At 38.4% G+C, this 11,185-nt stretch carries 10 protein-coding genes; 3 read left to right on the top strand and 7 right to left on the bottom strand.

Annotation, left to right across the window (positions count from 1 at the left end):
- Positions 1–142: 142 nt before the first annotated feature.
- From mnmG to PN450_RS07630, 5 genes are all read right to left on the bottom strand, one after another.
- Positions 143–2,053, bottom strand: coding sequence for a tRNA uridine-5-carboxymethylaminomethyl(34) synthesis enzyme MnmG (gene mnmG, locus PN450_RS07650; RefSeq protein WP_271835905.1), 1,911 nt, complete (start codon positions 2,051–2,053; stop codon positions 143–145).
- A 186-nt stretch (positions 2,054–2,239) separates the two neighbouring features.
- On the bottom strand, positions 2,240–2,899 hold the full coding sequence (locus tag PN450_RS07645; RefSeq protein ID WP_271835904.1) for a type II restriction-modification system restriction endonuclease: 660 nt from the start codon (positions 2,897–2,899) through the stop codon (positions 2,240–2,242).
- Between the two features lie 7 nt (positions 2,900–2,906).
- Positions 2,907–4,079 carry a DNA cytosine methyltransferase gene (locus tag PN450_RS07640; protein WP_271835903.1) on the bottom strand — a complete coding sequence of 391 codons (1,173 nt, stop codon included), beginning with the start codon at positions 4,077–4,079 and terminating at the stop codon, positions 2,907–2,909.
- 256 nt (positions 4,080–4,335) lie between these two features.
- The gene (locus tag PN450_RS07635) at positions 4,336–4,671 is read right to left on the bottom strand and encodes a XisI protein (RefSeq protein ID WP_148763954.1); all 336 of its coding nucleotides are present in this window, start codon (positions 4,669–4,671) and stop codon (positions 4,336–4,338) included.
- On the bottom strand, positions 4,659–4,865 hold the full coding sequence (locus PN450_RS07630) for a PDDEXK family nuclease (protein WP_210422204.1): 207 nt from the start codon (positions 4,863–4,865) through the stop codon (positions 4,659–4,661). The genes PN450_RS07635 and PN450_RS07630 overlap by 13 nt, the downstream gene beginning before the upstream one ends.
- Before the next feature lie 26 nt (positions 4,866–4,891).
- On the opposite strand from PN450_RS07630, the gene gatA reads away from it, so the two are divergent.
- The 3 genes from gatA (at position 4,892) to PN450_RS07615 (ending at position 8,653) form a co-directional block, all read left to right on the top strand.
- Positions 4,892–6,352 carry an Asp-tRNA(Asn)/Glu-tRNA(Gln) amidotransferase subunit GatA gene (gene gatA, locus PN450_RS07625; protein ID WP_148763952.1) on the top strand — a complete coding sequence of 487 codons (1,461 nt, stop codon included), beginning with the start codon at positions 4,892–4,894 and terminating at the stop codon, positions 6,350–6,352.
- Between the two features lie 109 nt (positions 6,353–6,461).
- The gene (locus tag PN450_RS07620; RefSeq protein ID WP_271835902.1) at positions 6,462–7,442 is read left to right on the top strand and encodes a FliH/SctL family protein; all 981 of its coding nucleotides are present in this window, start codon (positions 6,462–6,464) and stop codon (positions 7,440–7,442) included.
- 215 nt (positions 7,443–7,657) lie between these two features.
- Positions 7,658–8,653 carry a protochlorophyllide reductase gene (locus tag PN450_RS07615; RefSeq protein ID WP_148763948.1) on the top strand — a complete coding sequence of 332 codons (996 nt, stop codon included), beginning with the start codon at positions 7,658–7,660 and terminating at the stop codon, positions 8,651–8,653.
- 59 nt (positions 8,654–8,712) lie between these two features.
- Here PN450_RS07615 and PN450_RS07610 read toward each other — a convergent pair whose 3' ends face one another.
- A complete protein-coding gene (locus tag PN450_RS07610) occupies positions 8,713–9,729 on the bottom strand; it encodes a sulfate/molybdate ABC transporter ATP-binding protein (RefSeq protein WP_015078462.1) in 1,017 nt (338 codons plus the stop codon).
- 183 nt (positions 9,730–9,912) lie between these two features.
- The gene (locus tag PN450_RS07605) at positions 9,913–11,100 is read right to left on the bottom strand and encodes an FtsW/RodA/SpoVE family cell cycle protein (protein ID WP_148763946.1); all 1,188 of its coding nucleotides are present in this window, start codon (positions 11,098–11,100) and stop codon (positions 9,913–9,915) included.
- Between the last annotated feature and the right edge of the window lie 85 nt (positions 11,101–11,185).

Below are 11,185 nucleotides of genomic sequence, written 5' to 3'. Positions count from 1 at the left end.
TAAGTAGAACGGCTTGAATAATTCAAAGTTTGTAGTGAGGAATTTATTCCTCATTTGAGGGCTGAAGCCCTCACTACGAAATCATCTCCAGATTTTTTACATTACTTAATATACTTTGATTTATTTTCGTCTACTTACTTACTTACTGAGAAATCGCTGGAGTAGCCTTGTTTTTAGCTATTTCTAAATATATCAGCAGGGCGTTGATATCGGCTGGGTTAACTCCCCCAATTCTCGCAGCTTGTCCAATGGTGAGGGGTTTAACTTTGTTCAGCTTTTCTCTAGATTCTTTAGAGAGAGTTTCAATGGTTGAGTAGTTTAAATCACCAGGTAGCTGGCGATTTGCTTGACGGGCAACTTGGTCAATTTGGTGTTGCTGTCTTGCTAAATAACCCGCGTACTTAATATCAATTTCTGCTCCTTCTTTTTCCGCTTGTTTGAGGTTGGGGTTATGGAGTCCGTGACGTTCTAAATCAATGTAATGGATACCTGAACGACGCAGTAAATCAGCAAGAGTAATAGAGCCTTTAATTGCTTGTTGGGTGTCTTGAGCGATCACTTGCCCCACCGGCTCATTCTCCTTTATTCTAGTACAATGTAGGCGTTCTTTCTCCGCAGTAATTTGTGCTTGTTTTTGAGTATACAAGTCCCAGCGCCGGTCATCAATTAAACCTATTTCCCGTCCCAGAGGTGTCATACGCAGATCAGCATTGTCGGAACGCAGTAATAACCGATACTCTGAGCGACTGGTAAGCATTCGATAAGGTTCTCGTAAATCCTTCGTACACAGGTCGTCAATTAATGTACCAATATAACTTTGTTCACGGGGGAAAATAATCATTTCTTCACCCCGCACAAACCGCGCTGCATTGATTCCCGCTACTATCCCTTGAGCGGCAGCTTCTTCATAACCTGTAGTCCCGTTTACCTGTCCTGCACAAAATAATCCGGGGACTTTCTTAGTCATCAATGTAGGAAAACACTGAGTCGCGGGCAAATAATCATACTCTACTGCATAAGCCGGACGTAACATTACACAGTTTTCCAAACCTGTCAAACTCCGCAACATCAAAATTTGCAAAGTTTCAGGTAAACCAGTGGAAAACCCTTGGATATACAATTCAGGAATATCCCTTCCTTCCGGTTCAATAAAGATTTGGTGACTTTCCTTATCGGCAAAGCGGACAATTTTATCTTCAATACTCGGACAATAGCGGGGTCCCTTTGCTTCCACCCACCCACCATACACTGGCGACAGATGTAAATTTTCCCGAATTAAACGATGAGTTTCTTTAGTGGTGCGGGTCATGTGACAAGGCATTTGTTCCCGTTCTACCCACACTTGGGGGTCAAAACTAAACCACCGCACAGCTTCGTCACCCGGTTGAATTTCCATTTGACTGTAATCAACGGAACGCTTATCAACCCGTGCCGGTGTGCCAGTTTTCAGTCTCCCGGTTTCAAATCCTAATCGGTTGAGAGTTTGTGTTAAACCTTCCGCTGCAAACTCTCCTGCGCGTCCTGCGGCCATGGATTTATTTCCCACCCAAATTTTACCACCTAAAAATGTGCCGGTGGTGAGAATTACCGCTTTACAGTGGAAAGATACGCCAAAATAAGTTTCTAAGCCAATAACTTCATTACTATCATTTAAGATTAAATCCGTCACCATGGCTTCACGAATTGTCAAATTCTCTTGATTTTCGACAATTCCCTTCATTATCGCCGCATATTCCCGCTTATCAGTTTGCGCCCGTAATGCCCATACCGCAGGACCCCGTGAAGAATTGAGGATGCGTTTTTGCAGGTATGTCCGGTCTGCTATTTTGCCAATTTCCCCACCTAAAGCATCTATTTCATGGGTTAATTGGGACTTGGCAGGTCCACCCACAGCGGGGTTACAAGGTTGCCAAGCGATTTTATCTAAATTTAGGGTCAATAGCAGAGTTCGACAACCGAGGCGGGCAGTAGCCAGTGCTGCTTCGCAACCGGCGTGACCTGCACCGACGACAATTACATCATAAGCGTCTTGGAATTCAGCGGAATTGTGCATGGTCTTAGTTACAAAATTAAGTTAGTTAGGATTTATTATATGAATAGTTTATTATACATTATTTTTAATTTGTCGGTGATTAGCGGTATGAATTATGTTTCGCGCAAAGTCGCAAAGGAGCAAAGCCGCAAAGTTGGAGATTTTAAATTTTTAAATTTCATATTCCAATTAAGTAACACAAAATTTTCACACTAATAAATTTTCTATCCCTGTTGTTGTTCCTGCTGTGGAAACTTGGATAACTCTGCTATATTGCAACCGCCATTGTAAAGCGTTAGAAATTGTTAGATAGCCTATTTCTGGAGGTGATTGTAAAATGCGTTTTGCTAGTGCGTCGCGTCCAATTTCATCTAAGGGAAAATTACGTTCTTCTAAAAAAGCTATCACATCATCTTTATTGCCATTGCGGCGGATAATTTCTTTAATTCCATAGGTAGTTTGATAGTCTCCAGTTCTTTCTTTAGTTACAAAAACGACATTCTGACATTTTAAATTGGCAGTTAGAGAACTATGATCATCAATTTTTTCGTATGCAAATATTAATAAGTTATATCCTAAACCATAGACTTTTTGACTTGCATTTCTAAATGGACAGGAAGACTGAGGCTGTTTAATAGATGTTACTTTTAAATCTACTTCTAGTCCCGGAAAATCTATACCTAACGCAGCACTACCAAGGGTATATTCATATCTTGAGGACAAATATTGATTAAAAGTAGACTCAACATAAGTTCCGACTGCTTTACCATCTGTAACTCCGTACAAATTATGAATTTGTGTTACACTTAATTCTGAGCAAAAATTACGTGCTGCCGTTTTTAAAGATTCTAGTGTTAGTAATTCCATTTTTAAATTAAATAGCCAAACTTAATTGTTGCCACGAAGATTTAGTAAATTCAATATTTCTTTTACCAATTCTTTGACATACCCATTCTACACAAGCAGGAACAATTGCATTACCAAATAAAGCATATTGATCATAAATTCTCGCTATTCGACACCAATCATCAGGAAAACCCATCAATCTAGCATATTCAATATTAGTTAAACGCCGAAATTTATCACCTATTTGATAACGTTCATAATGTCTTGATGTCGAAGCAGTTAATGTTGATGCAATTCCATTAATTCCAAATATTGTATAACCTAATCTTGCGCCTCCATCTTGATTATATAATAATTCTACACCCTGACAATAACGATTTACTGCTTTACTTTGCTTAATTCTTTCTAAGGTATCAGATGTAAAATCAAATTGAGTATCTACCATTAAATCATCTTGGAGAATATCTTTTAATTTTTGTCTAGGTTTGATATCCGGTAAGGTAGGAAGACTCAAAGTTAACATTTTATTTTTATAAGCAATTCCCCAATTGTAATTCTTACCTTTATTTGCAACTATAGGCATCATATCTTTTTCTAGTAATTCTTCTATATTTTCTAAATCAGTTAAATCTGGTTGAGTTAAGAAAACTGATGTATTTTGTAAAAGTTGAGAATTTATATGCACTGAATTCAACTTAGTCCCAAAAATAAAAATCCTGTCTCTATTTTGAGGAATACCAAAGCTAATAGGACTAATAATTCTCCATTCTATAAAATAATCTAATTCTGATAGCGCATTTAAAATAACTCGAAAATGATAGCCATTTTCCATTGTTAAAAGTCGTTTGACATTTTCTAAGAAAAAATATTTCGGTTGTTTTTTATCTATTATTTCTACAATACGCTCAAATAAAGTGCCTCTAACACTATCTCTCACACCCAATTTTTTACCAGCAGGACTAAATGGTTGACAAGGGAAACCAGCAGTTAAAATATCATGATTGGGTATATCTAATATAGGAATTTTATTAATATCACCTAAAACTAGAGAATCTTTCCCAAAATTACTTTCATAAACTTGATAACTCAATTCATTGATATCATTAGCCCATATAGTTTCAATATTAGCATTTGCCATACCCAAGCGAAAACCACCGATACCAGCAAATAATTCTACAGCTTTTAAATTGTTTATTTTCATATGTTCATTATATAATCTTTAATGATCATTCATCTGTAAAATAATCGGAATCTATTTTTTTAATCTCATAACTTGATTAAAGCCTTCATGTTACCAATATTTTTGTAATTAGGGCAATAATCGGTTTAGCGCTGTAGGTTGGGTTGAATAAAATGAAACCCAACAAATATCAATAACAGCAATATTAATGTTGGGTTGCGTTCCTTAACCCAACCTACGAGATCGGCGATTCCTACGGAGCGCTTCGCTATCGCGCTTAAATTACAGCATATCCCGTATGTTGCCTAACATTGTGTGGGTGAAAACCCAAAACAATTTTATCTTTAGGAATTCCCGCTGCTTCTAATTCATAAGTAACACCATCTTCTGTATCATCTCTTTGTACCCAGATTTTGCCATCAATAATGTCAAGATGAACTAAGCAACCGTGAATTCTTTTCGCTCCTTCCCAACCAATAGTTATTAGTAAATAGCTATCATTTTCATCATCAAAAACTGTTTTACATTCAATTACTCCATAGGAGTAAGGAATTTGTGTATAAGGTATTAACACTTCTTTAATAACCCGGCGATAATTATCTAAGGTATCCATTGAGTAATCCTCTCAGCATCAGAATTAAAAACAAGTAAATTCAGATTTTCACTTTCTCTTAAAAGTAATATTTTTACTATAACTAAACTCTTAAAACTCTCTTTGCGCCTCTGCGCCTTTGCGTGAGACAAAAAATCTCCTGTAACTTCAGACGCAAATTCCCCAATCCCCAGCCCTGTAAATGCTAAAATCAATGACTTGAATCATAAAGAGAACAATTATGGCATCCATCCGCGAGTTGCACGAACAGATAATTAGTAAAGAACGTTCTGCCGTTGAAATTACCCAAGAAGCATTAAATCGGATTCAAGAGTTAGAACCAAAACTGCACAGTTTCCTCACTGTCACGACAGAACAAGCCTTAAAACAAGCTCAAGCTGTAGATGCAAAAGTCGCTGCTGGAGAAGAAATTGGCATCTTAGCGGGGATTCCCATCGGCATTAAAGACAATTTGTGTACCAAGGGGATAGTCACCACCTGCGCTTCCCGGATTTTGGAAAATTTCGTACCACCTTACGAATCCACCGTCACCCAAAAACTAGCTGACGCTGGGGGTGTCATGGTAGGTAAAACCAACTTAGATGAGTTTGCTATGGGGAGTTCTACTGAAAACTCCGCTTACCAAGTTACCGCTAATCCTTGGGATTTATCCCGTGTTCCTGGTGGTTCTTCCGGTGGTTCAGCAGCAGCCGTAGCAGCCGATGAATGTGTGGTTTCCCTGGGTTCGGATACAGGGGGTTCAATTCGGCAACCTGCGTCCTTCTGCGGTGTTGTGGGCATGAAACCGACTTATGGGTTAGTTTCCCGTTATGGTTTGGTGGCTTATGCTTCGTCTTTAGATCAAATTGGACCATTTGGACGCAGTGTAGAAGATGCAGCTATATTATTGAGTGCGATCGCCGGTTATGATCCTCAAGACTCTACCAGTCTCAAAGTTGCCATTCCTAACTATGCGGCTAGTTTAAAACCGGATCTCAAAGTTAGGAAGAAATTGAGAATTGGTGTCATTACAGAAACCTTTGGTGAAGGTTTAGATCCAGAAGTAGAAGCCGCTGTCACCAAAGCCATTGAACAACTTCAAGAATTAGGTGCAGAAATTCATCCTATTTCCTGTCCCAGTTTCCGCTATGGTTTACCAACTTACTACATTATCGCCCCCTCGGAAGCATCAGCTAACTTGGCGCGTTACGATGGCGTTAAATATGGGTTGCGTTCCCCTGATGCGGACAATCTTTTATCAATGTATACCAAAACTCGTTCTCAAGGTTTTGGGGCGGAAGTCAAACGCCGGATTATGATTGGTACTTATGCCCTTTCCGCTGGTTATTATGATGCCTATTATTTGAAAGCACAAAAAGTCCGCACTCTCATTAAACAAGACTTTGAAAAAGCTTTTAAAACAGTAGATGTTTTAATTTCTCCCACTGCACCTACCACCGCATTTCGAGCCGGAGAAAAAACTACTGATCCTTTGAGTATGTATTTAAATGATTTAATGACTATTCCTGCTAATTTAGCTGGTTTACCAGGAATCAGTTTACCTTGCGGTTTTGATAGTAAAGGTTTACCCATTGGACTGCAAATAGTTGGTAAAGTGCTAGGAGAAGAGCAAATTTTCCAAGTAGCTTATGCCTATGAACAATCAACTAATTGGCATTTACAAAAACCTAAAATGGCTTAGTTTTTCACTTGTAGGGGTTTACATCGTCAACCCCTATATTCTCAATGGGAATCATCATGATCCAAAGAATGTTAAATTAATATTTCTGTATTAGTCAAAATCAAATTAAATGACTCGCTTTATACATGACCAATTCGCCAAGCAATATCTCACGGAACTATTAACACCTTATGGACAAGTAGAAACCAGCAAAGATATCACCGCAGAAGTTAGACAAATTGACGTTTTATTTATCCCCTCACCTCAACCCACACAAAGCCTAGAAACACTCGGATTACTAGGGCGAATGGCCACAAAATATGCTATATTTGAACCATTTCGCAATGCTGTCAGCAAAAGTGAAATTCGCAGTTGTATGGGTAAATTATTTGACATCCATGCTGACTTAGAACGGCAATCTAACCGCAATAATACGCGAATAAATGAAGCAGAATTACCTCGTCTGTGGATTTTTACTCCGACAGCATCAATAGAACTCCTAGCCAGTTTTAATGGGACTACGGATGAAGAAAACTGGGGAAAAGGGATTTATTTTTTTGGAGAAGGATTCAAAACCATCATTATTGCCATTCACCAACTCCCTATTACACCAGAAACACTGTTTTTGAGGGTTTTAGGAAAAGGAAAAGCGCAAAGACAAGCGGTGGAAGAATTAGAAACACTGGCTAATGATAGTCCTTTTCTCGCGGATATTATACAATTAGTACATAACCTAATTGCTGTGTTATCGGCTCGTCAGCGTCAAGAACAAGATATTGATAAAGATGATCAGGAGTTGATTATGAAATTATCGGAAATTTATCAGCAACAATTAGAAGAACTGAAAAAACAAGGACGACAAGAAGGACGACAAGAAGGACTTCAGGAAGGAATTCATGTAGGACTTCAGGAAGGACGACAAGAAGGACTCCAAGCAGGTGTAGAAAGAGAACGACACGCTATGATTGAAAGTATCCTGCAAGTGCGTTTTGGTCAAATTGATCCTCAGCTACAAAGAATTATCAATCCTCTAATTGCCATGAGTAGAGAAGAATTTACTCCTTTACTTCTACAATTATCTCGTGAGGAGTTATTAGCTAAATTCGCATAACAATAGTACAGTCAGCGGAGAGGATTAGGGGTTTAGGAATGCTAAATCCCTGCATTTAGGTTTTGAAAATGTGTTTATTTATCGTTATTATCTATGATTGATTACATTCTGTTCACTACTCATTGAGCATTATTATATAAGTTTCAAAAGTATGAGATCATTAAAATCATATAAACTAATTTTGAATCAACGCATAGTTAAAGGAGTCCCAACAGATGGAACAAAATCGTAAGTCAACAGCAATCATCACAGGTGCTTCTTCTGGAGTCGGTTTGCAAGCAGCCAAGGCTCTCGTTGACAAAGGAAACTGGCACGTTATTATGGCTTGTCGTGATTTAATCAAAGCCGAGAAAGCTGCCCAGAGTGTCGGAATGCCTGCAAATAGCTATACACTCATGCAAATTGATTTAGGCTCTTTAGAAAGCGTTCGACAGTTCGTCAACAATTTCAGAGCGACTGGCAAAACCGTGGAAGCTTTGGTTTGCAACGCTGCCATTTATATGCCTTTAATCAAAGAACCGTTATTTTCTCCCGAAGGATTTGAATTAACCGTTACCACAAATCACCTCGGACATTTTCTGATGTGTAATTTAATGCTGGCAGATTTACAAAAATCACCTGCCGCTGATAAAAGATTGGTAATTTTGGGAACTGTTACCCACAACCCAGATGAATTGGGTGGTAAAATTCCTCCTCGTCCAGATTTAGGCAATTTTGAAGGTTTTGCAGCGGGTTTCCAAAATCCAATCACAATGATTGACGGTAAGCAATTTGAACCAGTCAAAGCCTACAAAGATAGTAAAGTATGTAACGTTCTCACCATGCGGGAACTACATAACCGTTTTCATGAGTCCACTGGGATTACTTTCAGTTCTCTCTATCCTGGTTGTGTAGCGACAACGGCTTTATTCCGCAATCACTATCCTCTCTTCCAGAAAATTTTCCCTCTTTTCCAAAGGTATATTACTGGAGGATTTGTCACCGAGGAATTATCAGGAGAGCGCGTTGCTATGGTAGTAGCTGATCCTGAATACAAACAATCTGGGATTTATTGGAGTTGGGGAAATCGTCAAAAGAAAGATCGGGCATCTTTTGGGCAAAAAGTCTCTCCCCAAGCACGAGACGAAGAAAAAGGCAAGCGGATGTGGGATCTTAGTTACCAGTTGGTAGGATTAGGAAAAGCATCTGAAAAATCAAGATCTCTGATTTAATTGGTCAGTGGTCAGTGGTCAGTAGTAAGGGGAAAAAATTTCCCCCTGCTCCCTGTGTCCTAAATTGAATAATAAAGTGGAAAAGATTTAGCATCTTTAGGTTTAACATAAACCTTTTCTTGGGGTTCTAATTTTAGTTCATCGAACCGTTCCCGTGTTAAATGGGCTGTCATTGCTTGTCCATCATCTAAGGTTAATTCAACTTGAATTTCCCAACCTAAATGAATGATTCTGCTGACTATAGCTGGTACTGTTGTTCCATTAGCAACGTTTTCAATGATGATATCTTGGGGACGCAAAAATGTTTCTGGATGTGCTGATTCAAAACCGCTACTTTGAAAGATTTTGGCAGAACTGGGTAATACATTCACCGGACCAATAAAACTCATCACAAATGCAGATGCGGGATGATCATAAATTTGTGCGGGTGTTCCTACTTGTTCCACTTTGCCTTTATTCATGACCACGATTTCATCAGAAACTTCCATTGCTTCTTCTTGATCATGGGTGACGAAAACTGTGGTAACATGAACCTCATCATGGAGACGACGTAACCAAGCTCGTAGGTCTTTGCGGACTTTGGCATCAAGAGCGCCAAAGGGTTCATCTAATAATAGTACATTGGGTTCTACGGCCAATGCTCTGGCTAAAGCTACCCGTTGTCTTTGTCCACCGGAAAGCTGTGAAGGATAGCGATCGCCTAATCCACTTAATTGCACTAATTCCAATAGCTGTTCTACTTTTCCCTGAATTTTCTTTTTGGGGGCTTTGCGAATTTCTAAGCCAAAGGCGATATTTTTGCGAACAGTTAAATGTTTAAATAGAGCATAGTGCTGAAAGACAAAGCCAATATTTCTTTCTTGTACACTTTGATCAGTAGCATCTTTACCTGTCAGAAATATTTTACCTGTATCTGGTGTTTCTAAACCAGAAATTAATCGCAATAGGGTAGATTTACCAGATCCAGATGGACCAAGTAAAGCCACCAGAGAACCACTCTGAATTTCCAGATTTACCTGTTCAACTGCTTGGAAACTACCAAATTGTTTAGAGACGTTTTCAACTACTATACCCACTGGTGCTACACCTCTGCAAATAATCTACGGTTTTTAAGTAGGAATACCGTATTTTATATTTATATCACAAATATTTGCAGTGTTATCATTAAAATTCATGAACTTAACAAATTTGAGATTTTGAATTACAGCAAGAGTCACGAGTAAAATCCTGCTGATTTAAAGAAGCGCAGAATACCAATACTAAAAAAATCGTCTTCTTGTCTGATTTTCAGATAGTGTTTTTCGTAATGGAACTACGTCGGCTTCACTACTTTCCCTCGCTACGCGAATTAATAAAGCAGAAGATATCAAACTGGCAACCATTGAATTACCACCATAACTAAACATGGGTAAAGGTAAGCCTGTAGTTGGTAAAGCGCCTGTAGTTACGCCAATATGTAATAATGATTGCCCAACCATAACAACTACTACACCAATTGCCACTAATTGAGATGTCAGATTCTTGGATTTGAGGGCAATAATTAATCCTAAAGTAGCGAATATTGCTAACATTAGTAATAGTAAAATACCGCCAATAAAACCAAATTCTTCCGAAAAAATGGCGAAGATAAAATCAGTATCTTGAATTGGTAAATAGAATAACTTTTGTTGAGAAAGTCCAAAACCAACCCCCGAAGTTTGACCCGAACCTACAGCTAATAAACTTTGTACTAACTGATAACCATCTCCTGTGGCATCAGCCCAAGGATTCATAAAGGACATAATGCGTTTGCGTTGATATTCTTTGATACTAATACTGATTATTGCTAACATTACCCCACCAAAGGCTGTTCCTCCCAAATATTTATATGGTATTCCTGCTGCTAGGGCAATAAACCAAATTGTCATGCCGCAAAGTGCTGTTGTACTTAAGTTAGGTTGGGCAAGAATTCCTAAGAGGACAAGACCGAAAACACCCAGCCAAGATAAACGAATTCCCCAACGCAGTTTTTCCCATTTTCCAAAAAGTGTCGCACTTTGTAAAACTAGAAAAGGTTTAATTAATTCTGATGGTTGGATAGGAATTGGTCCAATGGATATCCACCTAGCAGCATCAAAGGCTTTTTTTCCTAATCCTGGTACTAAGGTCAGAAAAATTAACATCAGGAAAAATATTAAAAACCAATGAGATACTCCCAAAATTTTCCGCAATGGCAAATTAACAATGATGTTGAAAATAATTAAAGAAGCTATAGCCCAAAGAATTTGCCGTTTGAAATAATATAAACCGTCACCTTGACGTTCATCAGCAACGGGATAGGATGCGGAAAAGAGGATAATTAAGCCAATAAACATCCACGTTAATGTTAGCCAGCGTAATAATCGGGCTTCTAGTCCCCAAGTAGAAACGGAATTATCAAAAATTGGGATTAAACGGAGTAGATTCACAATTTGGTAATTGGTAATTGGTAATTGGTAATTGGTAATTGGTAATTGGTAATTGGTAATTGGTAATTGGTAATTGGTAATTGGT

The organism is Dolichospermum lemmermannii CS-548, from assembly GCF_028330815.1.
Classification (GTDB): domain Bacteria; phylum Cyanobacteriota; class Cyanobacteriia; order Cyanobacteriales; family Nostocaceae; genus Dolichospermum; species Dolichospermum lemmermannii.
The sequence above is the reverse complement of the archived record's forward strand: the minus strand, read 5'-3'. Positions and strand labels throughout refer to the sequence as shown.

Coding starts and splice junctions, on each gene's coding strand:
- PN450_RS07640 (WP_271835903.1), bottom strand. CDS start 4,079: ATGAAAATAAACAATTTAAAAGCTGTAGAATTATTTGCTGGTATCGGT.
- PN450_RS07615 (WP_148763948.1), top strand. CDS start 7,658: ATGGAACAAAATCGTAAGTCAACAGCAATCATCACAGGTGCTTCTTCT.
- mnmG (WP_271835905.1), bottom strand. CDS start 2,053: ATGCACAATTCCGCTGAATTCCAAGACGCTTATGATGTAATTGTCGTC.
- gatA (WP_148763952.1), top strand. CDS start 4,892: ATGGCATCCATCCGCGAGTTGCACGAACAGATAATTAGTAAAGAACGT.
- PN450_RS07645 (WP_271835904.1), bottom strand. CDS start 2,899: ATGGAATTACTAACACTAGAATCTTTAAAAACGGCAGCACGTAATTTT.
- PN450_RS07635 (WP_148763954.1), bottom strand. CDS start 4,671: ATGGATACCTTAGATAATTATCGCCGGGTTATTAAAGAAGTGTTAATA.
- PN450_RS07620 (WP_271835902.1), top strand. CDS start 6,462: ATGACTCGCTTTATACATGACCAATTCGCCAAGCAATATCTCACGGAA.